Origin of the sequence: Burkholderia sp. CpTa8-5 (genome assembly GCF_017815045.1) — a bacterium.
In the GTDB taxonomy this organism is placed as follows: domain Bacteria; phylum Pseudomonadota; class Gammaproteobacteria; order Burkholderiales; family Burkholderiaceae; genus Burkholderia; species Burkholderia sola.
This window is the reverse complement of the sequence record NZ_JAGIQD010000033.1, coordinates 1-22,319: the sequence shown is the minus strand read 5'-3', so window position 1 is coordinate 22,319 and position 22,319 is coordinate 1. Positions and strand designations below refer to the sequence as shown.

At 67.3% G+C, this 22,319-nt stretch carries 25 protein-coding genes and 1 riboswitch; of the genes, 12 read left to right on the top strand and 13 right to left on the bottom strand.

Features of this window, described 5'->3' with window-relative positions:
• Positions 1 to 171 precede the first annotated feature (171 nt).
• The 7 genes from J8I35_RS30605 (at position 172) to J8I35_RS30575 (ending at position 6,972) form a co-directional block, all read left to right on the top strand.
• On the top strand, positions 172 to 693 hold the full coding sequence (locus J8I35_RS30605) for a YbaK/prolyl-tRNA synthetase associated domain-containing protein (RefSeq protein ID WP_050014092.1): 522 nt from the start codon (positions 172 to 174) through the stop codon (positions 691 to 693).
• Positions 690 to 1,328, top strand: a complete 639-nt coding sequence (locus J8I35_RS30600) for a helix-turn-helix transcriptional regulator (protein ID WP_050014093.1) — start codon at positions 690 to 692, stop codon at positions 1,326 to 1,328. The genes J8I35_RS30605 and J8I35_RS30600 overlap by 4 nt, the downstream gene beginning before the upstream one ends.
• 52 nt (positions 1,329 to 1,380) lie before the next feature.
• A complete protein-coding gene (locus J8I35_RS30595) occupies positions 1,381 to 2,355 on the top strand; it encodes a threo-3-hydroxy-L-aspartate ammonia-lyase (RefSeq protein WP_050014094.1) in 975 nt (324 codons plus the stop codon).
• A gap of 223 nt (positions 2,356 to 2,578) precedes the next feature.
• A riboswitch (cobalamin riboswitch) is annotated at positions 2,579 to 2,772 on the top strand.
• A 216-nt stretch (positions 2,773 to 2,988) separates the two neighbouring features.
• Entirely contained in the window at positions 2,989 to 4,917 is a 1,929-nt protein-coding gene (locus tag J8I35_RS30590) for a TonB-dependent receptor (RefSeq protein WP_089489393.1), read from the top strand.
• 128 nt (positions 4,918 to 5,045) lie between these two features.
• Positions 5,046 to 5,597, top strand: a complete 552-nt coding sequence (locus J8I35_RS30585; protein WP_348522293.1) for a TetR-like C-terminal domain-containing protein — start codon at positions 5,046 to 5,048, stop codon at positions 5,595 to 5,597.
• 22 nt (positions 5,598 to 5,619) lie between these two features.
• A complete protein-coding gene (locus J8I35_RS30580; RefSeq protein WP_209928646.1) occupies positions 5,620 to 6,621 on the top strand; it encodes an alpha/beta hydrolase in 1,002 nt (333 codons plus the stop codon).
• A gap of 6 nt (positions 6,622 to 6,627) precedes the next feature.
• Complete coding sequence (locus J8I35_RS30575) at positions 6,628 to 6,972, top strand: DUF6331 family protein (protein ID WP_245170497.1); 345 nt, start codon at positions 6,628 to 6,630, stop codon at positions 6,970 to 6,972.
• 70 nt (positions 6,973 to 7,042) lie between these two features.
• On the opposite strand, the gene J8I35_RS30570 is transcribed toward J8I35_RS30575, so the two are convergent.
• Positions 7,043 to 7,675: a LysE family transporter gene (locus J8I35_RS30570; RefSeq protein ID WP_209928644.1), complete on the bottom strand. Its 633-nt coding sequence runs from the start codon at positions 7,673 to 7,675 to the stop codon at positions 7,043 to 7,045.
• A gap of 117 nt (positions 7,676 to 7,792) precedes the next feature.
• Here J8I35_RS30570 and J8I35_RS30565 point away from each other — a divergent pair, with 117 nt between their 5' ends.
• Positions 7,793 to 8,254: an Lrp/AsnC family transcriptional regulator gene (locus J8I35_RS30565; protein ID WP_209928642.1), complete on the top strand. Its 462-nt coding sequence runs from the start codon at positions 7,793 to 7,795 to the stop codon at positions 8,252 to 8,254.
• Positions 8,255 to 8,365: 111 nt separating this feature from the next.
• Here J8I35_RS30565 and J8I35_RS30560 read toward each other — a convergent pair whose 3' ends face one another.
• From J8I35_RS30560 to J8I35_RS34740, 7 genes are all read right to left on the bottom strand, one after another.
• The gene (locus J8I35_RS30560) at positions 8,366 to 9,466 is read right to left on the bottom strand and encodes a collagen-like triple helix repeat-containing protein (protein WP_209928640.1); all 1,101 of its coding nucleotides are present in this window, start codon (positions 9,464 to 9,466) and stop codon (positions 8,366 to 8,368) included.
• Positions 9,467 to 9,730: 264 nt separating this feature from the next.
• Positions 9,731 to 10,078 carry a copper-binding protein gene (locus J8I35_RS30555; protein WP_124651106.1) on the bottom strand — a complete coding sequence of 116 codons (348 nt, stop codon included), beginning with the start codon at positions 10,076 to 10,078 and terminating at the stop codon, positions 9,731 to 9,733.
• A 53-nt stretch (positions 10,079 to 10,131) separates the two neighbouring features.
• Entirely contained in the window at positions 10,132 to 10,923 is a 792-nt protein-coding gene (locus J8I35_RS30550; RefSeq protein ID WP_050014101.1) for a DUF2182 domain-containing protein, read from the bottom strand.
• Positions 10,920 to 11,564, bottom strand: coding sequence for a DUF1326 domain-containing protein (locus tag J8I35_RS30545; protein ID WP_124639839.1), 645 nt, complete (start codon positions 11,562 to 11,564; stop codon positions 10,920 to 10,922). Before J8I35_RS30545 ends, J8I35_RS30550 begins: the two co-directional genes overlap by 4 nt.
• Positions 11,565 to 11,731: 167 nt before the next feature.
• Positions 11,732 to 12,031, bottom strand: a complete 300-nt coding sequence (locus J8I35_RS30540; RefSeq protein WP_050014103.1) for a hypothetical protein — start codon at positions 12,029 to 12,031, stop codon at positions 11,732 to 11,734.
• A gap of 220 nt (positions 12,032 to 12,251) precedes the next feature.
• Entirely contained in the window at positions 12,252 to 12,500 is a 249-nt protein-coding gene (locus J8I35_RS30535; protein WP_050014104.1) for a hypothetical protein, read from the bottom strand.
• Entirely contained in the window at positions 12,497 to 12,904 is a 408-nt protein-coding gene (locus J8I35_RS34740) for a hypothetical protein (RefSeq protein WP_245170496.1), read from the bottom strand. The genes J8I35_RS30535 and J8I35_RS34740 overlap by 4 nt, the downstream gene beginning before the upstream one ends.
• A 345-nt stretch (positions 12,905 to 13,249) precedes the next feature.
• On the opposite strand from J8I35_RS34740, the gene J8I35_RS30525 reads away from it, so the two are divergent.
• A complete protein-coding gene (locus J8I35_RS30525; protein WP_209928638.1) occupies positions 13,250 to 14,620 on the top strand; it encodes an MFS transporter in 1,371 nt (456 codons plus the stop codon).
• 506 nt (positions 14,621 to 15,126) lie between these two features.
• Here the strand turns inward: J8I35_RS30525 and infA are convergent.
• The 4 genes from infA to J8I35_RS30505 all read right to left on the bottom strand — a co-directional run bounded on the left by infA (position 15,127) and on the right by J8I35_RS30505 (position 17,096).
• Complete coding sequence (infA, locus tag J8I35_RS30520) at positions 15,127 to 15,390, bottom strand: translation initiation factor IF-1 (protein WP_006483034.1); 264 nt, start codon at positions 15,388 to 15,390, stop codon at positions 15,127 to 15,129.
• Between the two features lie 464 nt (positions 15,391 to 15,854).
• Positions 15,855 to 16,058 carry a cold-shock protein gene (locus tag J8I35_RS30515; protein ID WP_006483056.1) on the bottom strand — a complete coding sequence of 68 codons (204 nt, stop codon included), beginning with the start codon at positions 16,056 to 16,058 and terminating at the stop codon, positions 15,855 to 15,857.
• 398 nt (positions 16,059 to 16,456) lie between these two features.
• Entirely contained in the window at positions 16,457 to 16,873 is a 417-nt protein-coding gene (locus J8I35_RS30510; RefSeq protein WP_209928636.1) for a type II toxin-antitoxin system VapC family toxin, read from the bottom strand.
• A complete protein-coding gene (locus J8I35_RS30505) occupies positions 16,860 to 17,096 on the bottom strand; it encodes a DNA-binding protein (RefSeq protein ID WP_069618041.1) in 237 nt (78 codons plus the stop codon). Before J8I35_RS30505 ends, J8I35_RS30510 begins: the two co-directional genes overlap by 14 nt.
• Positions 17,097 to 17,605: 509 nt before the next feature.
• On the opposite strand from J8I35_RS30505, the gene J8I35_RS30500 reads away from it, so the two are divergent.
• The gene (locus tag J8I35_RS30500) at positions 17,606 to 18,883 is read left to right on the top strand and encodes an acyltransferase (protein WP_348522292.1); all 1,278 of its coding nucleotides are present in this window, start codon (positions 17,606 to 17,608) and stop codon (positions 18,881 to 18,883) included.
• A 91-nt stretch (positions 18,884 to 18,974) separates the two neighbouring features.
• Positions 18,975 to 20,363, top strand: coding sequence for an MFS transporter (locus J8I35_RS30495; RefSeq protein ID WP_209928631.1), 1,389 nt, complete (start codon positions 18,975 to 18,977; stop codon positions 20,361 to 20,363).
• A gap of 9 nt (positions 20,364 to 20,372) precedes the next feature.
• Here J8I35_RS30495 and J8I35_RS30490 read toward each other — a convergent pair whose 3' ends face one another.
• Complete coding sequence (locus J8I35_RS30490; protein WP_089489398.1) at positions 20,373 to 20,753, bottom strand: DUF4377 domain-containing protein; 381 nt, start codon at positions 20,751 to 20,753, stop codon at positions 20,373 to 20,375.
• Between the two features lie 296 nt (positions 20,754 to 21,049).
• Here J8I35_RS30490 and J8I35_RS30485 point away from each other — a divergent pair, with 296 nt between their 5' ends.
• The gene (locus J8I35_RS30485; protein ID WP_089489399.1) at positions 21,050 to 22,246 is read left to right on the top strand and encodes a tyrosine-type recombinase/integrase; all 1,197 of its coding nucleotides are present in this window, start codon (positions 21,050 to 21,052) and stop codon (positions 22,244 to 22,246) included.
• Positions 22,247 to 22,319 lie beyond the last annotated feature (73 nt).

Here is a 22,319-nt window from a genome sequence, read left to right as displayed (position 1 = left end):
GGCCTGCATCCCGCAATATGAAACCCCCTTTCGGCTGCTGAAGAATCGGCGCGCTTCGCGCACACTGGCGCCACGACGCCCGCCGCCCTTTGTCATATCAATGACAAAACGTCTATACTTGGACGATTATTTGACCCGTGCGCCTCGACGCGTGGGCCTGCCTGGAGCGACATGAACGACTCTCCCGTTTTCGACACGCTTTGCGAACTGCTGACGACATCCGGCGCGCGTTTTCGCGTGCTCGAGCATCCGGCGGAAGGCAAATCCGACGCGATCGCCGCGCTGCGCGGCACCCGCCCCGAACAGGGCGCGAAGGCGATGCTCTGTACGTTCAAGGATGGCGGCGACGGCGCCGCGCTCGCGGTGATTCCCGGCCATCTGAAAATCGACTTTCGCAAGGTCGCCGATGCGGTCGGCCGGCGCAAGGCGACGCTCGCGTCGCCCGACGTCGCGGCCGCCGTCACGCGCTGCGTGATGGGCGCCGTACCGCCGTTCGTGTTCGATACGAACGTGGCGCTCGTCGTCGATCCCGCGCTGGTCGAGCGCAACGCCGAGATCGCGTTCAACGCGGGCCGCCTCGATCGCTCGGTCGTGCTCGACGCGACCGACTACGTCCGGATCGCGCGCCCGCTGCTGGCCGACATCACGCGGCCGGAAACGACGGACACCCCGACACACCAGGATCACGCATGAGTACAACCCGCAAACCGCTGCTGTCGGAGCAGGCATCGCTGATCGAACAGGTGCAGCGCATCGCCGAAGGACTCGGCGAGATGTTCGCGCCGTTCACCGAGGTCGTCGTGCACGACCTGCGCACGCCGGAGCACGCGATCCTCGCGATCCACAACAACCTGTCCGGACGCGCGGTCGGCGATCCCGCGACCGAACTCGGCCTCGCGCGCATCGCCGACGACGATTTCCCGCAGGTGCTCGCGAACTACCCGAACCGCTTCGCCGACGGCCGCACCGCGAAAAGCACGTCGATCGGCATCAAGGATTCGACCGGGCGCTATGTGGCCGCGCTGTGCCTGAATGCCGACGTCACGTTGTTCCGCGGCTTCCAGGGCATGCTGAACCAGTTCTGCCGCACGGACGGCGAAGCCGTCGTCGACACGCTCGACCCGGCCGGCGCGGACGCGATCCGGCAGCGCATCGACGCCTTCGCGACGCGCCTTGCGACGACGCCGCGCGAGTTGAAGACCGACCAGCGCCGCGAGCTGATGCAGACGCTGAAGGCCGACGGCTTCCTCGAGGTGCGCCGCGCGATGGAGATCGTGTCGCAGCATCTCGGCGTGTCGCGCGCCACCGTCTACAACGATGCGAAGTGACCCGGTGCGCCCCCGCATTCCAGTCGACTGACTTTTCAATCCTCCAGCAACCATGAACTCTCCCGCTCTCCCCACGTACGACGACGTCGCCGCCGCCGCGACCCGGCTCGAAGGCCACGCGCACCGCACGCCGGTGATGACGTCGCGGACGATCGACGACGCGCTCGGCGCGCAGGTGTTCTTCAAGTGCGAGAACCTGCAGCGCATGGGCGCCTTCAAGTTCCGCGGCGCGTTCAACGCGCTGTCGCGCTTCAACGCGGAACAGCGGCGCCACGGCGTCGTCGCGTTCTCGTCGGGCAACCATGCGCAGGCGATCGCGCTGTCGGCGCGCATGCTCGGCATTCCCGCGACGATCGTGATGCCGCAGGACGCGCCGGCCGCGAAGATGGCCGCGACGCGCGGCTACGGCGGCAACGTCGTGACCTACGATCGCTACACCGAGGATCGCGAGCAGATCGGGCGCGATCTCGCCGAGAAGCACGGGCTCACGCTGGTGCCGCCCTACGATCACCCGGACGTGATCGCCGGCCAGGGCACCGCGGCCAAGGAACTGTTCGACGAAGTCGGCCCGCTCGACGCGGTGTTCACGCCGCTCGGCGGCGGCGGGCTGCTGTCGGGCACCGCGCTCGCCACCCGTGCGCTGTCGCCGCACGCGAAGCTGTACGGCGTCGAGCCCGAAGCCGGCAACGATGCGCAGCAATCGTTCCGGTCCGGCACGATCGTGCACATCGACACCCCGCGCACGATCGCCGACGGTGCGCAGACGCAGCACCTCGGCAACCTCACGTTCCCGATTCTGCGTCGCGACGTCGACGACATCCTCACCGCGACGGACGCGGAACTCGTCGACTGCATGCGCTTCTTCGCCACGCGTATGAAGCTCGTCGTCGAGCCGACCGGCTGCCTGTCGTTCGCCGCCGTGCGCCGAATGAAGGATGCGCTGCAGGGCAAGCGCGTCGGCGTGGTGATCAGCGGCGGCAACGTCGATCTCGAGAACTTCTGCGCGCTGGTGTCGGCACCGGCCTGAGCGTCGCGGCACGCATCGATAACGACACGCGCCGGCCGCCGGCCTTCGGAACGACGGCCGCCGGTTCCGGCGCGACCGGACGCGTTCGAACCCGGCCGTTTCTTCAGACCTGAAACGCGGCCCGCGCCCCTCGAACGAAAGGATTCGGAAAGCCGCCGCCGGGCAATGACGTTTTTTCGCACCCGCGCGCGGCCGGACGATTGACGTCCCTGACCGCCCGCCATTACCCTTGCGCGCTGATGGTTCCCGGAGACGGGATCAAAAGGGAACGCAGCAGGGGCAACGCCCCGAATCTGCGGCTGCCCCCGCAACTGTGAGCGGCGAATCCGTGCCACCGCATGCCACTGGGAAACCGGGAAGGCCTGCACGGATGAGGACCCGCGAGCCAGGAGACCTGCCATCGACCCGAGGTCCACGCAGCCGCACCGGGCGGGGTGTCCCGATGCGCGCGGCACCGCCCCCGGCGGTCGCCCGTTGCATGGACGGCCCGACCTCAGGATCCGTCAGATGTCCATCGTTCCCGAATCCGCTTCCCGACCCGAAGCGTCGCACCGACGCGCCGTCGGCATGCGCCACCTGCCCGCCCTCCGCCCGCGATCGCCGTACACGTCACACGCCTCGTCCCGCCGCCTCATGAACATTCGTCACCTGCTCGCCACGTCCGCCGCCACCGCGCTGCTTTCCCCGCTCGCCCACGCGGCCGGCGAAACGGCGCTCGCGCAGCCCGCCGCGCCCGCGCCCGGCGCGGACCTGCCGACGATCAGCGTGACCGACACGCGGCACCTGCCCGAATCGTTCGACCGACGCTATGCGTCGACCCAGGTGCTCACGCGCGAGGACCTCGACCGGCTGTCGCCCGCCGACCCGAGCATCACGCAGGCGCTCGCGACGCTGCCGGGCGTGACCGTCGCGCAGAACGGCGGGCCCGGCTCGTCCGCGTCGGTCAGCATCCGCGGCTCGTCGGCGAGTCAGGTCGCCGTGTTCATCGACGGCATCCGGATCGGCTCGCCGACCACCGGCATCGCGCCGTGGGCCGACCTGCCGACCGAAGCGTTCGAGCGCGTCGAGGTGATCTCCGGCCCGGCCGCCGCGTCGTTCGGCAACAACGCGATGGGCGGCGTCGTGCAACTCTTCACGCGCCGCGCCGCCAACCAGCCGAACCGGACCACCGTGTCGGCCGGCGGCGGCTCGAACAAGACGTTCGACACGCAGTTCCGCACGTCGGGCACGGTGCCGTCGACCGGGCCGCTGGCCGCGCTCGGCGGCCTCACCTATTCGCTCGGGCTGCACGACTACAACACGGCCGGCATCGATGCGACGCGGCCGTTCTTCTACGGCCACGAAGACGGCCGCAATCCGTATCACGCGCAGGATCTCGACGCGCGGCTCGGCTATGCGCGCGACAACTGGTCGATCTCGACGTTCGCGCTGTATCACCGCTCCGATCTGTCCTACGACAACAGCGGCTACGCGAATCGCGAGCTCGACCACCAGTTGACGACGGGCGTTGCGTTCCATCTCGACATCACGCCCGATACGCAGTTCGACCAGTCGTTCGGCTATGCGAACGACCGCCAGTTCATCTACGCGGACGACCCGGCCCTCGCGACCGACCAGATCAATTCGCAGCGGATCAGCACGTCGACGTCGCTGACTCATCAGGAGCACGGATTCCACCTGTTCGGCCTGCCGTTGTCGGGCGAATCGAAGCTCGCGTACGACTTCACGCGCGAACAGGCGTTCCTGCCGGTCGACATTCCCGGCGGCGTGCCGACGCGCAACGATTCCGCGTTCTCGCTGCACCAGTCGGCGACGCTCGGCAGCGTAACGATGTTCGTCGCCGGCCGTCACGAGATCATCGCCGGGCAAGCGGTGAACACCGGCAACGCCGCACTGTCGTGGGCGATCACGCCGGTCTACACGGCGCGCATGTCGTACGGCAACGCGTTCCGGCTGCCGACGTTCAACGACCTGTACTACCCCGGCTACGGCAACCCGAACCTCAGCCCGGAACGCAGCACGTCGGTCGAGGCCGCGCTCGACGCGAACACCGCGTACGGCACGTTCACCGCAGCGATCTACGACACGCGCGTCAACAACCTGATCGCGTACAACCCGGCGACGTTCTCGCCGATGAACATCGGCCGCTCGCATATTCGCGGCATCGACCTGTCGTACAAGGGCACGATCGGCCGCTCGACGCCGATCAGCGTCGCGGTCGGCATCCTGAATCCGCAGGACGAAACGAACCGGACGTGGCTGAGCCGCCGGCCGCGGCAAACGGTCAGCCTGAACGTCGATCACACGTGGGACGAACTGAAGCTGCATGCGCTGAGCACGGGCGCGTCGCTGCTGTACGGCGGCTCGACGTTCGACGATCCGGCCAACCGGCAGTATCTGGCGTCGTACCTGACGGTAAACCTGCGCGCGTCGTACCGGATCAATTCGCACCTGACGGTGTCGGCATCGCTGTCGAACCTGTTCGACCGGCAGTACATGACCGCGTACGGTTACAACACGCTCGGGCGTACCGCGTTCGGCAAGGTCAGTTATACGTTCTGACGGCCCCACGCATCGGCGCAACGCGCCACGCCGGCACGCGCATGAAATTGACATCGCGCCGAAAGCTAATAGAATTAGGTTTTTGACTAATCTTCGTAGCATTCGTCATGGCGCGTGCCGGCCTTACCGTGGACAAACTCGTCGAAGCCGGCGCGCAACTCGCCGATGAAGCCGGTTTCGAGCACCTCACCGGCGCGGCGCTCGCGCGGCATTTCGACGTGAAGCTGGCGAGCCTGTATTCCCATATCCCGAGCTTCGACGATCTCAAGAGCCGCATCGCGCTGTTCGCGCTGCAGGAACTGGCCGATCGCGCCGCCGACGCGCTGGCCGGCCGCACCGGCAAGGACGCGCTGGCCGCGCTCGCGAACGTCTATCGCGACTACGCACGGGCGCATCCGGGCCGCTTCGCCGCCGCGCGCCATCCGGTGGGCGCCGAGCGCGCCGCCGCGAGCGCGGGCGGGCAGCTCGTCAGGATGACGTCGGCGGTGCTGCGCAGCTACGACCTGCCGGATGCCGAGCACGCGCATGCGATCCGCCTGCTCGGCGGCTTCTTCATGGGCTACGTGACGCTCGAAAACGCCGGCGGCTTCTCGCACAGCGCACCGGATGCCGACGCGTCGTGGTCGCGCAGCCTCGATGCGCTCGACGCGATGCTGCGCCACTGGCCTTCGCCCGCATGACGCCCCGAACGGAACCCAAGCGATGAAAGACAAACCCGACGGCGTCGTGCTGCCGAGCCGTGTCGTTCCCTTCCCGACCTCGATCAGCGATGAAGCGCGCGCCGCGCTGCAACGCCTGACCGGCGACGACGGCGTGCCGCTGAACGCGCTGCACGCGATGCCGGCCGTCGACGACATCGACGCATGGATGCGCGTGAAGGCCAGCGCCGACGCGCATTACGCGACCGCTGTCGCGCAGTTCGCCGGCTCGTTGCGTTCGGGCGTCGAGACGATCCGGGTCGGCGCGGCGGACGTGCACGTCGCGACACCCGAAGCGGCGCTGTCCGGCGCATGCGCAATCATCGACCTGCACGGCGGTGCGCTGATCGTCGGCGGCGGCGCCGCGTGCCGTGCCGGCGCGCAAATGCAGGCCGACCGGCTCGGCATTCGATGCTACGGCGTCGACTACCGGATGCCGCCCGAGCATCCGTATCCCGCCGCGCTCGACGACTGCGTCGCAACCTATGCCTACGTGCTGAAGCATTACGCACCGGAAAACGTCGTCATCGGCGGCCGTTCGGCCGGCGGCAATCTCGCGGCCGCGATGGTGCTGCGCGCCCGCGACGAGGGCCTGCCGCTGCCGGCCGCGCTGGTGCTGCTGTCGCCGGAAGCCGACCTGACCGAATCCGGCGACAGCTTCGAAACCAACCGGCTCGTCGATGTCGTGCTGCCGGCGCCGCTGATGGCGAACAACCTGCTCTACGCGAACGGCGCCGATCTCGCCCATCCGTATCTGTCGCCGCTGTTCGGCGATTTCGCGGCCGGCTTCCCGCCGACCTTCATCCAGAGCGGCACGCGCGACCTGTTCCTGTCGAACGCCGTGCGGCTGCATCGCGCGCTGCGCCGCGCACAGGTGCCGACCGAACTGCACATATTCGAAGGGATGCCGCACGGCGGGTTCATGGGCGCGCCGGAGGATTTCGAGCTGAGCCAGGAAATCGCGCGCTTCGTGCATGCGCACTTGCATTTGCACGCATCGAATTGAGCGAAGATGAACGGCAACGCACACAAGAACGACATCGGCGTCGGCCCGGATCGCTGGATCGCCTGCGGCGATCTTGCCGGCGGCCACGCGCAGGCGATCGACGTCGATCCGCATCTGGCGGCCGTCATGCCGTTGATCGACGCGCTGGAGATCCACTGTGTCGCCGGATGCTGCGGCATCGATGCGCTCGGCCTCTGGCCGGACGACATCGCCGTTGCGCTCGACACATGGGAACCCGACGCGTTGACACGGCTCGTCGACGATCTGCTGTCGGTTCGGCACGCGATCGAGGCGCTGCCGTCCGATATCGTCGTCAGCATGCGATCAACCAGTACTTCCGGAAAACGGTGATGCTCGAGCTGCTCGCCCATATCCGGACGACGGTCGACGCGATCCGCTCGACCCGCGCTGCCCCGCGCGCCTAGATCAAGCCACGTACGCCCGCGACCAGCTGGATCGCGCCGAATACCGCGACGACCGCTGCCGACATGCGCGACAGGCCGTGCATGAACGCGAACGACAGCTTCGCGCGCAGCGCGGCGGTCGCGCTGCTCAGGCACAGCCACCACGTGGCCGAGCCGACGAACACCCCGGCCACCATCCACGCGACGGTCGCCCACATCGCGCCTTCCCGCGCCCCCGGCAACGGGCCGAGCGCCGCGAAGATCCCGACGAACGACACGATCGTCATCGGGTTCGACAGCGTGAGTCCGAACGTCGTCAGGAAATCGCGCAGAACGGTCGTACGCGGCAACTCGCGCTGCCCCACCGGTGCGGCCGGCGGCTGGCGCGCGAGGGTCCATGCGAGCCACACGAGAAACGCGCCGCCGCCGATCTTCAGGCCGACGGTCAGCATCGGGAACGCGGTGACGATGCCCGCGACGCCCAGCGCGCCGAGCAGCCCGTAAATCGCATCGGCGCACGCGGCGCCGATGCCGGTCGCGAATCCGGCCCGGAAGCCGCGGCTCAGGCTGCGCTGAATGCACAGCATGCCGATCGGGCCGACCGGCACCGCGATCGACAGCCCCATCACGACGGATTTGATGAACAACATCGCCTGCTCCTTTCCCACATCCAGTGGCTCGAACAGGCATCGTAGGGAAAATCCGCGCCCCGCTGAATGCGGTTTTTGAGGAAAAATGGCGGCTCTACCTTAAAAACTCCCGCCGCGATGGACGATCTGGACTGGAAGATACTGGCGCTGTTGCAGGACAACGGACGCCTCAGCTATACGCAGCTCGCGCGCCAGGTCCACCTGTCGGTGCCGGCCGTGACGGAACGCGTGAAGCGGCTCGAAGCAGCCGGCGTGGTCGAAGGCTACACCGCGCGGATCAATCCGTCCGCGGCCGGCTATCCGGTGAGCGCGCTGATCGGCATCACGGTGCAGCAACCGGCGAAAGCGAAGTTCCTCAAGCTGCTGGAGACGATTCCCGAAGTCGTCGAATGCCATCACGTGACGGGCGCGGATTCGTACGTGATGCGGTTGGTCGCCGTCAGCATGGCCCATCTCGAACAGCTGATCGAACGCATCAACCTGTACGGCGAAACGCGCACGTCGATCGTGATGTCGACGCCGCTGCCGGCGCGCGGGCTCGCGCGGCCGGCGTCGAAGCCCGGCGACACGCGCAGGTAGCGGGCCACGGTTTCGGGATTGTCCGATGGTCCCGGGCGGGACCCGTGAGCGCCGATGGCGGTCCTTCCCTGGTCATTCGGCCGGGTTCCCGTATGACGCGGTACGGGCCGGCTATTTTCCGGCCACGCCGCCGAGCAGGCCGCCCACCAGCGACGTCACTGGCGCGAGCGGATTGGAGAGACCGCCCAGCGACGAGCCGCCGCCGCTCGTACTGGTCGCGGAGCCGTTGTGCACGGTCGCCGGGATGCCGCCGACCACGCTCGTCACCAGACCGGCAATCGGCGCCGCGCCATTCGCGCCGCTCGGGTTCACGAGGCCGCCCGCATTGGTCACCGTGTTGCCGACCGACCGGACGAGACTGCCGGCAGCGCCGACGATCGGCTGAGGCGACGTGGACGTCACCTGCCATCCGGCCGACGTGATCGCCCCGCCGACCTGTCCGAGCAGGCCCGCGACCGGCTGCCCGAGGCCGGTTGCGGTGCCGACCTGCTGCGTGAGTTGGCCCGCCGTCGTCACGACCGGCGTGATCGCGGTGCTGATCGCTTGCGTCGCCTGCTGGACCGGGCCCGACGACAGCGCCGAGCCGAGCATGGCGCCGCCCGACTTCAGGCCGCCGGCCACCGTGTCGAGCAGGCCGCCGACGGGCGTCGCGAACGGCGCGAGCGGCGACAGCGGGCCGGCGCCGAGCGCCTTCACCGTTTCGCTGAGGCCGTTGACCGGGTTGCCGGTCGAGCCGACGAGGGTGCCGAGGCCCGCGACCGTCCCGCCGACAGGGTTCGGCGTGAAGCCGATCTGGCCGATACCGTTGCTCACGGCATTCGTCGTATCGCGGATGATCGTGCCGACGCCGGTGACCGTGTCGGCCGGCCCGGCCGTCGCGGCCTTGCCGACCCCGGGCAACGTCACGTCGCCGAGCGTCGCCCCTGCGGCCAGCACGACTGCGCCGGCGGAACTGATGATGCCGTTCGTGCCGGGTGTGCCGCTGGTTCCGCTCGTTCCGCCGATGCCGCTAGTCCCGCTAGTTCCGCTAGTTCCGCTAGTTCCGCTAGTTCCGCTAGTTCCGCTAGTTCCGCTAGTTCCGCTCGTACTCGTCCCGATGGTGTTACCTGCCGGCGTCGGTGCCGTAACGTCCCCACCGCCGCACGCCGCGAGTGCACACGCAGCGGCAGCGGCGGCGAGTGCAGCATTCGCCTTGATGAAGTGATCTTGCATGGAAGCCCCCGTTCGCTATTCAGCGCGATCACTCCACCAAGCATCTACCGTGCCATTTCCATCGGCCTCCTTCACAGTTTCACAGTCGCCTTGCAATGGACGTCCACGCCGCGCGGCGGGGAAGCGCGCATCGGATGCGGATCGTGCTGCCCGGCTCAGCCCGGGCAGGCATTCCGATAACACTGACGTAACACCGGCCCTGCGTTACGTAGCACAAGAAGGGAAAAACCGACGGCGCCCACCCGTGCGCACGCCGGATCGTCGTCACGGTCGCTTCACCAGCTTCACGATCGTCAGTGTGCCGTTGACGTTTTCCACCCGAACCCGAACCTTGTCGCCTACATGCAGCGACGGGATCATCGCCGCGTCGCCGGCCCTGAATGCCATCGTCATCGGCGGCATCCCGATGTTGTCGAGCGCGCCATGCTTCAGCGTCACGCGCCTGCGCCCGGCGTCGATTTCCTTGACTTCGGCATCGGTCATTTTCGAATCCTGCGCCGACATGCTCGCATCGCCTGAATTCATGCCCGACATGTCGCCGCCCGCGAGCGCCGGCATTGCAATGACCGCCATCGCAAACGACATGGCGACAGTGTGAAAGCGGATCTTCATCGAGCGTCTCCCGTCGCACCCGGCGTGTTTCTGCCGCCAGCCGGTGCCGCGCATCACACGATCAACGTCACACCGGCCCACGCAATCAGCACGACACCCAGCACGCGGCCGATACGATCGCCGCCGGGCACGACCTTTTCCACGAACACGAACAGCGACAACGCGACGATCCACACGACATTCATTACGCCGCCGACGAACAGCAGCGCCATCAGCAACCAGCAGCAGCCCACGCAAACCACACCGTGCCGCGCGCCCAGCAGGAAACTGCCGGCAACGCCCGGACGCCAGTGCGCAACCAGGAACGCCGCCGGCGCACGGCATTGCCGCAGACACGCGCGTTTCAGCGGCGAGAATTGATAGAGCCCGGCCAGCGCCAGCACGATGGCGGAAAGGAGTGCGCTCTTCGACCACAGCATCATCGCGGAGATCAGCCCGGCCGGCTGCAGCAGCGCCTGAAGCAACGCCGCGCCGATCGAGAACGCGAGCCATGTCGTCAGATAGCCGGCCAGCAGCGCCACCGACGTGAACGCCGATCCCGCCGCTCCGTTGCCGTGCTGCCGCAGCACGCGCCGGTACAGCATCACGAGCGGCGCGGCGCCAGGCGTCATCATCGCGATCATCATCACCCACCACATCGCGATCACGGTCGGCAGAGACGGATCCATGCTGCCCATGCCATCCGCCAGCCGATGCGGAAACAGCGCGACGGTCGTCATCTCCCGTGCCGACATGCCGGTTCCCGCGCCGGTCCACAGGTAAAACCAGCACAGGCCGACGAGCGCGGCCATGCCGAGCAGCGTGACGGCGCGCTCGCGCGCGAGCCATGTATCGACCGGCGTCATGCCGCGACGCGATGCCGGATCAGCCCGTGGTTGTTCAGATGCAGCCGAGCGAATTGCGCATAGGTTCCGTCGAGATTCAGCTCGATGTTGCCCTGCGAGCGCCCCGTTCCCGAACCGATCTCGGCCAGCTCGTATTCGAAACCGTGCGGCAGGTCAATCCGCACACGGTGCTCGTCTCCCGTCACCGGATTGCGGATCGGTTCGCCGGCGGCATCGAACACACCGTCCACGTGAATCCGGCCGCGCCGCGCGTCGACATCGACGTCGAAATCGATCGTCGTGAAGATCGGATCGAACGCGTGCTCGAGCGTCGACGCATACACCGAGAACATCGTCGCGAATGGATCGGTATCCTGACCGGTCATGATTTTCAGCACGGCGTCGCGCTGCGCCGGACTCGCGCGCTCGTCGACGATCGGCTGGCACTTGCCTTTCCCTTCGTGAACCGCACCCGGCCATTGAAACACCACCGCGATCCTGACGCCGTCGAGCACCACGTCGCCGTAGTGGCCGCGGTCGATCGAAATCGCGCCCATCGCTTCGCAGTTGCCGTTGGTCGGCAACGCATTGAACTGGCAAGGGCAACCGTATGAGCAATTGCAACTGATCATTTCGGTGCCCTGAATCTCCCACGGCGTCATGGCTTCACCTCGCGCTCGGAAACGGACGAACGCTTCGAATCTAGTGCACGCGACCGGGGAAAGCAAAGCGATAACGACAGCATGAAAACCGCGGGTTTCGGCCTCACGTAAGACGTTTCGGGATGGGTTCGCGCGGTTGTGCCGGCAACCGTCCGGTCACCCCGTTCTCACACGAACAGCGACACGACGATTGCACACCACACCGCGCTCGCGCCGCACAGAAACACGCGTCGCGCGACGAACATTCGCGACTCGTCGTCGGGCGTTTTCATCGGCGACGTCGCGAGAAACGGCACGCTGGCGAGGCACGCGAACCCGGCCAGCGCGGGAACGATCACGACGTAGTCGCCGAACCGCCAGGGCAATGCTTCGTGCCATCCCCAGTAGCCGAGAAACAGCATGCCGATCGAGAACATCGTCGCCGCGGCCGAGCTGAGCGCGACCACCGATCCTGCTGGAAATTGCACGGGAACCTCCCCTCGCGCAGCGCGCGATGCAACGCCTGTCGCCGGAGATCAGCATGATCTCGTCCGCCGGCAGCGGAATCAGCGTTCGTTTGGGGCGCGAATGCATCGAGCGCACCGTCTCCACTCGTCAGCGAATGCGCGTTGTCACGGATTGACGGATTCGATCCGGGTCGAGCGGTATTTCGTGCCCGTTCAATCGGGCAGCACCTGCATGACGTGGCTAACCCGGTTTCTTCGTGCCCTGCGCAACGGAAATCCACCCGACCACCGCCGCGGCGACCCAGCAACAAGTGATCATCAGGTCCAGATCCATCCAGCCCTGGAAATTCGTGCTGTTTTCGAAGCTGCAGCGCTGATGGCCCCTGACCCACATGCAGCCGCTGATCAACTGCTGGACGTGCATGTAGATGCTGTACACGGCAACCGCCGACGCGATGACGGCGACCCGCAGGCTTAGGCTCTTTTTCATTGACGCTGAAGGCGTGGGATGGTCGTGGGATGGTCTCCCGACGATCTTAAGCCAATGGCGATGCGTGACGCAATCGATCCGGTGTCGACCGCTGGTGTACGCGGCATCGCGCATGCAGCGGTCGCGCCGCACGGCGGAATCGTCGCAACGGTGTCGTCGCGCTCGATCGATCCGGTCGCGCTCAAGAACGTCGAGGAATTCGCTGAAGAACCGGCCGTGTGCTCGACGGCAAGTGCGCATCGGTATTCGTGGAAGTCGATGGGCTCCGCGACGCCCTGCCGCAGTACGCGGACAACAATGCCACTGGAACTGTTCGACGTGGCATGCAATCGGGTGAGGATCGACACAGACGTTGACGTGCTCGCGATTCCGAACGCCGCCGGCGATCTCGTCGGGCCGATCATTGGACGCGCCGACCCGCCTCGACCGCGATGCGCTACCGCTAGGCCATGCGGGCGCCCGCTCGTCGTTCCTGCTGTTCGTGACGCGCGCGGAACCGAAGTGCGGGATGCCGGCATGCGACATTCCCGTCGAACAGGACCCGTCAGCGGCTCGCCGGCAGCCCGTAGGACATGAACGCCGACGTGCTGCTCAAGCTGCCGCGGGCGCGGGACGTGCCGGCCCGCGCATGCATGCGGGCATGACGCTTGCGTCGCCCGCTGCCCTTGCCTGATGCACACGCCTGCTGACATCACGCTGGCAGCAGGCCACGCTTAAGGTCGCACGATCGCCTGCCGAGGAACGTCGCCATGGCCCATACCGGAGAACGCGCCGACCATGCCCTCGAACGCCGCGGCGTGACCCTGCTCACGTTGTGCCTCGCCGTACTCGTCGCCCAGGTCGACACGGCCGTCGTCAATCTCGCCACACGCGCGATCAGCGCCTATTTCCATGCCGGTGTCGGCGCATTGCAATGGGTCGTCGACAGCTACAACCTCACGTACGCGGTGCTGTTGCTGACCGGCGGACTGCTCGCCGACCTGTACGGCCGCCGCCGCGTCTTCCTGGCGGGCACGGCCGTCTTCACCATCGCGTCGCTGCTGTGCGCACTCGCGCCGTCGGTGTCGGTGCTGATCGCCGCACGCGCGCTGGCCGGCGTCGGCGCGGCGTTGTTGCTGCCGGCGTCGCTCGCGATCGTGCGGGTCGTGTGGCGCGACCCGGTGGAACGCGGCCGCGCGCTCGGCATCTGGGCCGCGTGCAACGGCGTGGCGATGGCGATCGGGCCGACGCTCGGCGGCGTGCTGATCCGGCATTTCGGCTGGCGCAGCATCTTTTTCGTCGTCGTGCCGCTGAGCATCGCCGCGATGCTGCTCGCGATCCCGGCCGTGCCCGAGTCGTCCGATCCGCACGGCCGGCATTTCGACGGCGCGGCGCAAGTCACGGGCGCACTCGCGCTCGGCGCGCTCGCGTATGCGGCGATCGTGTTCCGCGAGGCGCCGGTCGCATGTGCGGTCGCCGGTTGCATCGCGGTTGCGTCGTTCGTTGCGTTCGTCGCGATCGAGCGCCGCCACGGCGAATCCGCGCTGGTGCCGCTCGACATTTTCCGGATCAGCGCGTTTCGCAGCGCGATCGCGGCGACCACCGGCATGACGTTCGGGATGTATGGCGTGCTGTTCCTGCTGCCGCTGACGTGGCAGAGCACCGGCCGCCTCGATTCGACCGGCGCGGGCCTCGCATTGCTGCCGATGGCGCTCCTGTTCGTCGCCGTGTCGCCGTGCTCCGGGCGGTTGTCGGAGCGCGTCGGCACGCGGGCGGCGACGGCCGGCGGCGTCGCGGTGATCGCGAGCGGACTCGCCGCGATCGGCGCATCGGCCGGTTCGTCGAGTCTGCTCGGCGCGGAGATCGGGCTCGCATTGACGGGGCTCGGGATGGGGGTCGCGACGGGTCCTTTGATGACCGTCGCGGTGGGCGCGGTCGACGCCGCGCGCTCGGGCACCGCGAGCGCACTCGTCAACGTCGCACGCATGACCGGCGCGACGCTCGGGATCGCGGTGCTCGGCACGGCGTTCGCAGCCGCGCACGGCGGCGCGGCCAGCCTGCGCGTGGCGATGTTCGCCGGCGCGGTGGTTCAACTGACGGGCGCAATGGTATCGGCAGTCAGCGTGCAGCGGGCCGCATGACGCGTCAGCTGCATGCTCGCCCTTCGCTCGACGATGCGTCCCGCCACACTTGCGCGTCCGGTGCTCGGCGCGTCTCTGCAGCAGCGCCGGCATCAGTTCCTCGATGTACTGCCACGCCAGCCCGCGCGTAAAGCCGCGGGCGAACGGCGTCGCAGCGTGCACGGTCGATCGTCGGCCCGTGCAGTTTCAGCGATGCAGGCGACGTTTGTCGCATGCGATCCGAACGCGCGGCTCGTGACGATACCGAATGGCGGGCATTAACCGATGCCGGAATGTTCGCTGTATTTCGCGATGGCGATCGAGGATTTCCTGCGGGACGCGGCCGCCTGAGCGAGGAACACGCGCGGCGCCGGCAAAGGCGGGAGAGGTAGAAGTAGCCGCCGCGGCGCGATGGCGCCGCTGGCGACCGACGAACGGCGCACCGTGCGCCGTTCATCCGGTTCGTCCGGCCACGGGGCCGGACAGTTGGCGATCGGTGCGCGTTGCTGCGCACCGGTCCTGGCCGCTTAGCGGCGCGGCTGCCCGCTTCGCGGCGGACGCGGGGAATTCGCGTCCTTGTGCCGGAAGTTGATGCGGCCCTTGGTGAGGTCGTACACCGACAGTTCCAGCGTCACGCGATCGCCCGCGAGAATGCGGATGTGGTTCTTGCGCATGCGGCCCGACGCGTACGCGCCGACCACGACGCCGTTTTCCAGCGTGACACGGTATTTGCTGTCCGGCAGCACTTCGTCGACGATTCCGTCCAGTTCCAGCAGTTCTTCTTTTGCCAAACCAATTCCTCCAGACAAGGTGATTGACCGCGGCCGCGGCAACTGCCCGGCGCCGCTCCCGCAAACGGGACGGCGGCCGGCAGGCAGCCGGGATCGGTTCGTTCAGACGGGCCTCGGGCCTGTCTTGCGATCGGAGCCCGGCGCGTTGCGACGTTCGGGCGGTCGGTGGCTGCGGCGCCAGCAGCGCCGCGCAAGTCGGGACCGCGCCAGCTACGGCATGGCGGCGGTCTGCTCGGGTTGATGCGTTGAAGCGGTGATGCGCTCGCGAAACGACGTGCGCTTCGCGAGGGCGTTGCGTCGCATGCGGTTCACGCATGCGATGAGGGAGGCGTCACGACCGATGCATCGTGAATGTCGCGATGCATCGGTCGTGCGCATCGGAACGCACAGGCCGCCGTCATGCGGCGCCCGCGCGATACTCCATCCGGCATCGGCCGCCGCTTGGCGACCGCTGCCGATGCGGCTTACTGCGGCGTGATGTTCGACGCTTGCAGACCCTTCGGGCCGCGCTTCACTTCGAAGCTGACCTTCTGGCCTTCGGCCAGGGTCTTGAAGCCCGTGCCGCGAATTTCGGAGAAATGGGCGAACAGATCGTCGCCGCCGTTGTCCGGGGAAATGAAACCAAAGCCCTTGGTTTCGTTGAACCACTTGACGGTACCGGTATCCACAAATACTTCCTTAATACAAATAATTGAACATGCGCCCGCGACGGGCACAGAAAGAATCAAAGAGGGAGAGACCAACGACTGCCGCACGGTGTACGGCCAATGATGAGCAATCGGACTTCTTGATGACTTCGGTCTCGGACACTACGCGGTACCGGACGTTTCGTCAAGTTATTTTGATGCGGCGCACAAGCAAGAGCGCTTCGGACGCGTTCCATGACGGAGGTTTTGAGTCGACACAACCCGTTTGAATGCATCCCTCATTCTTTGCTGACCGCCCGCTTTTACTGCGGCTCCGATTCGTATCACCACCACGAAGCCCAGCATGTCGGTCTACAGCGCGATGGTGCCCGGCGCGAACAGCGAATGCGTCGCACGCGGCATCGAGCCCGCCCCCGGCGCTAGTCGAACGGATTCAACAACCGAACGCCGGTGCGAGCGAAATCGTCGACGTTGCGCGTGACGACCGTCAGATCATTGATCAGTGCGGTGGCCGCGATCAGCTTGTCGAGTTCGTGCGTCGGATCGGGCACGCGCAAATGCCCCCACATCTGGCTGATCTCGATATCGACCGATAGGATGTTCGGCGCATAGCCGGACACGATCATCGCCATCCAGGCCTCGAGCGCCGACGCCTGCGGGTGATCGCCGCGATGACGGATCAGGTCGACGCCGCGCCGCAGCTCGGCCACCGTCACGACGGACAGGTAAAGCGGGCTCGCTTCGGCTTCGGCCTGCCTGAAGAACGCCCGCACGCCGCGGTTGGTTCGCTTGCCCTTCCTGATTTCGCTGATGACGTTCGTATCAATCAAAAACACGCCTGACCTCGCCTGAATCCTGAACACGTTGGAAATCCGCGTCTTCGCCCACCTCCGGCATGCTCATCAGCACTTGCGCGAATGTGCGCCGCTTCGGTCGGCCGAGCGCTTCGGCCAGAATGGCTCGATGTTCGGCCTCGGCGCTCCTGCCATTAGCCGCGGCCTGCTCGCGCAGGCTTTGAACGATAGTGTCATCCACGTTACGCACCAGAAGATTTGCCATGAGTACCTCCATCCAGATTTGCTAGCAATGATAGCGCCATGAAGGTAAATTGCAAGCATTGCTATCATCTTCAGGACCGGACGGATCCCGGGTCGGCGTAGACCAGCGGCAGCGGACGGCAGGAATCCGCCCTTCTTCCGCCGCTGGCCCGACGCATCGAACTGCTGTCGCTCAAGGTAAGCCCGCGCCGGACGACGGGGAAGCCGGCCGAATGGCCAGTCGCGTGCCATTGACGACGACGAATGTCCGACCGGCGAGGAACAGGATTTGCGAGGCGAGCCCCGCAGGCGACCAGCACGACGAGTACGCGCCCGCATCGATTCGCCCTGAAACATCGTGTTGCACAACGGGCCGCCACATCGCCCGCGACGCTCGCAATCGTTTGATACCATCGGATCACAAGACCGGCGATCGAAAGCCGTGCGAAGCGCGCAGAAGACCTTGCATCGACGCGGACCATCCGACCATCCGTGCCTGACATCCCGATCCAAGACACGAGACGCTCTTCAGTGGACTTTGTTACGCCCTCTCTGGAAACCCTGTTCTCCCCGACACCCGACAAACTCTACTTCCCGGCATGCGTTGCGGCCGTGGCGATCATCGCGTGGCTCGTCGCGCGACACGTGCCGTTCTACCGGTCGGCCGTCGACAAGTCGCTGTCGATGCGCTATCGCAATCTCGACGGTTTCCGCGGCCTGCTGGCCGTCTCCGTGGTCTTCCATCATTTCGCGTGCAACCAGGCGTTGCTGTCGACCGGCGTCTGGGGTGCCGGCACCGATTTCCTGCGCAATCTCGGCACGATTCCCGTCGCGATGTTCTTCATGGTCACCGGGCTATTGTTCTGGGAACGCGCATGCCGAGGCGCGCTCGACGTGCGGACCTTCTTCGTCGGACGCGTGCGACGCGTCGCGCCGCTCTATCTGTTTTACGCGGCCGTCATCGTCGTCTGCACGCTTTACTGGTTTCCCCGCAACGCCGTCGGCGCACCGACGCAGTTGCTGGCCGACCTGCTCAAGACCGTTTCGCTCGGCTGGTTCGGCGCGTTCCCGATCAACGGAGCGGAGCGGACGCCGTATCTGAGCGGCGTCTGGTGGACGCTCGCCTACGAATGGCGGTTCTACGTCGCCGTTCCGTTTCTCGCCTGGTTCGTCGCCACGCGTGCGTGGCGCAAGCTGCTCGCGCTCGCGATCGTCACGGCGTGCGCGGCGCTGTTCGGGCCGCCCGGCGGCATGGCGCTGCTGTTCGCGCTCGGCGCGGTGGCCTACGAGGTGTCGCGGCACCCCGCGATCCGCGCGCGGCTCGCGACGAAACCGGCGGCGACCGTCGCGCTGCTGATCCTCGCGATGTCGCCGTCCCCGGCCGAACGCTATTCGATCGAAGGCGCGCTGCCGCTGCTCCCGGTGTTTCTCTGCATCGCCAGCGGGAACACGTTCTACGGCCTGCTCGACACCCGGCCGCTCGCGCTGCTCGGCACCGCCAGTTTCAGTATCTACATGATCCACATGGTGATCGTGTACATGATCATTCATGCGTTCAACAAGTTCGTTTTCCCGATCAATTCGGCTGGCGATTCCGGCATCTGGGCGCTCGCGCTCGCATGCGCGCTGGTTGCCGTCCTGTGTTCGCTGCTGACTTACCGCTATGTCGAGCATCCGTTCATCGCCAAGCGCCACGACGCACGCGCGGCACGCCGCGCGACCGCGCAAACGCGCCTGCGCCACGTCGAGCAGCGTCCCGCCGACGACGAACATGCCCTCGATGCGGTCGGCGAGACCGCTTCCCGATGACCGGCGGAATCGGTACCATCGAGCGCTTGAGGCCCGGCGGCCGCCGCGCGACCCCGCGCCGGCGCCCGTCTTCCGTACCACCGATTTCACCATGTCCCGCGAACCCACACATTCCGCGCTGCTCTGGATCGTCGCCGCGGCGTTCTTCATGCAGTCGCTCGATACGACGATCGTCAACACCGCGCTACCGTCGATCGCCCAAAGCCTGCATGCGTTGCCGCTCGCGATGCAGCCCGTCGTGGTCGTCTACACGCTGACGATGGCGATGCTCACGCCGGCCTCCGGCTGGCTCGCCGACCGGTTCGGCACGCGCCGCGTGTTCTCGGTCGCGATCCTCGTGTTCGTGGTCGCGTCGATCGGCTGCGCGGCGTCGCACACGCTCGGCCAGCTCGTCGTCGCGCGCGCCGTGCAGGGCATCGGCGGCTCGATGCTGCTGCCGATCGGGCGGCTCGCCGTGCTGCGCCGCGTGCCGGGCGAGCAGTACGTCGCGGCGATCGCGTTCGTGTCGATCGCCGGCCAACTCGGCCCGATCGTCGGGCCGACGCTCGGCGGCTGGCTCACGCAGGCGATTTCGTGGCACTGGGTGTTCATCGTCAACGTGCCGGTCGGCGTGATCGGCTTCATCGCGGTGCAACGCTACCTGCCGCACGACCAGGCGACGCAGCCGCCGCCGTTCGACTTCGTCGGCTGTGCGCTGCTGTCGGCCGCGATGATCGCGCTGTCGCTCGCGATCGACCCGCCGATGTCCGCGCACCGCACCGCGTGGGCGACCGGGCTCGCCGGGCTCGGGCTGGCGAGCGCGCTGGCGTACCTGCCCCACGCGCGGCGCCGCACTCAGCCGCTGTTCCGGCTGGGGCTGTTCCGCGAGCCGAACTTCGGCTCGGGGCTGCTCGGCAACCTGCTGTGCCGGATCGGCACGAGTTCGGTGCCGTTCCTGCTGCCGCTGCTGATGCAGGTGCAGCTCGGCTATACGCCGCTGCATTCCGGGCTGATGATGCTGCCGGCCGCGATCGCGGGCGTCGTCGCGAAACGCTGGATCGCGCCGCTCGTGAAGCGCTTCGGCTATGCGGCGTTTCTGGTCGTGAATACGGGGATCGTCGGCTTCGCGATCGCGGGGTTCGCGCTGGTGTCGGCGCGGCCCGCGCCTGTTCTGGAAGGCGTGCTGCTGATCGTGTTCGGCGCGGCGAATTCGATGCAGTTCGCCGCGATGAACGGCGTGACGCTCAAGGGGCTGTCGCATGCCGATGCCGGCAGCGGCAACAGCCTGTTCACGATGATGCAGATGCTCGCGATGGGGCTGGGCGTGTCGATCGGCGGCGGGCTCGTCAACCTGTTCGCTGCCTATCGGGGCTCGATGGCGCACGGGTTCATGCTGTCGTTCGCGTGCATGGGCGCGGTGACGCTGCTGTCGTCGGTCGTGTTCCGGCGGATCGATACGGCCGCGCCGCCGGCCGGTGCGGCGGCGCGCCCTTCCGCGTGATCGCGGCCGTCAGTTCACCTGGCTGCGCTCGACGACGCGCTTGAGCACCCAGCGGATCGACGAACCGTCGGCCGGCGGCCGCGCGACGCGGTATTCGTCGACTTCGAGCGTGTACAGGTAGCCGGGCTGGTACGCGAACCCTTCGATTCCCGCATACCACAGGCTCCACGGCTCGCTCGGGCTGCTGCGCACCTGCAGGCACTCCATCGGCGCGACGCCCGTGCAGCGCGCGGACTGCGGCGCGACATAGACCGTCTTCGTCACGGGCGTGCCGTCGGCCGGGCGCGCCGCGCTCGGCGCGATGGCAGCGGCGTCGGTCTGGCATCCGGCGACGAGCGTGCTGCCGGCAATGACGGCCGCGCCGAGCAGCGTTCGAATCTTGTGAATCATCTGGTATGCCTCTGCGAGCGTTGGAGGGCCAATTAGACGAACCGCCCGGTGAGAAGGTTCACAAACACCTTACTGAACGTGCTCGACTGCCGTCGTTTATCGGATGTCGCGTGCGAGCCGATACGTTACCGTGTTCCGGTTCCGCCGCGCGCTTCGTCACCGGCCGGGCGATCGCCGTCGACGGCGGCTTCACCGTATGGTGATCGTGTACCATCGGCGCTTCCCGATACGCTTTCGTGCGCTGCGGTCGTGCGCCCGGCCACGCCCGTGCGATTCGCGCAGCGCGTTTCCTTCGCATGACCGCATCCGCTTCGCCCGACACTGCACTCCGCCCGCTGCCGATCGATACGCTGACCGTGCCGGCCGCGCTCGACGGACGCTCAGGCACCAATCGGTCGGGCAGCGCGCATCCGCAGATCGCCGCGACCAACGACCTCGACGCCGTGCGTGCGTGGCTCGCGCGCTTCGTCGATACGCCGACCACGTTCCAGAACTACCGCAAGGAAGCCGAACGCCTGCTGCTGTGGGCCGTGATCGCATGCGGCAAGCCGCTGTCGTCGCTCACGCATGAGGATCTCGTCGTCTACCGGCAGTTCCTGCTCGCGCCCGCGCCGGCCGAGCTATGGTGCGCGAACGGCGGCCGCAAGCATCCGCGCGACGATCCGCGCTGGCGGCCGTTCTACGGGCCGCTGTCGGCAGCGAGCCAGCGGCAGGCGCTGGTGATCCTGAACGTGATGTTCTCGTGGCTCGTGCAGGCCGGCTATCTGGCCGGCAACCCGCTCGCGTTGTCGCGTCAGCGGCAGCGCCGGCCCGCGCCGCGCGTCACGCGCCATCTCGGGCAGCCGTTGTGGCAATCGGTGAAGGATGCGATCGCCGCGATGCCGCGCGACGATGCACGCGCATGCTTCCATGCGGATCGCGCGCGGTGGCTCTTCACGCTGCTGTATCTCGGCGGGCTGCGCATCACCGAAGCAGCCGATACGACGATGGGGCAATTTTTCTGCCGGCGCGACGCGAACGGGCACGCGCGCTGGTGGCTCGACGTGACGGGCAAAGGCGGCCGGCAGCGGCTCGTGCCGGCCACCGACGAGATGATGGCCGAGCTGTCGCGCTACCGGCGTGCGCACGGCCTGCCCGCGCTGCCGCTCGACGGCGAACCGACGCCGCTCGTGCTGCCGGTCGGCCAGACGCGCAAGCCGCTCACGCGTGCGGCGCTGCACCGGATCGTGAAGCAGGTGTTCCGGCACGCGGCCGACCGGCTACGTGCGAATGGCGAGGCCGGCGAGCAGGCGGCGCGCGTGCTCGAACAGGCATCCGCGCACTGGTTGCGTCACAGCGCAGGCTCGCACATGGCCGACGGCCGCGTCGACCTGCGGCTCGTGCGCGACAACCTCGGCCATGTATCGCTCACGACGACGAGCCAGTATCTTCACGCGGACGACGACTGGCGCCATCGCGAGACGGAGGAGAAGCACCGGATCGGGTGGGACTAGCAGGCTGTTGAAAAGCGCCCCGTTTTGATGGCCGGGGCACTGATTAAATGGATTTCGTATGCGATTAGCCGTC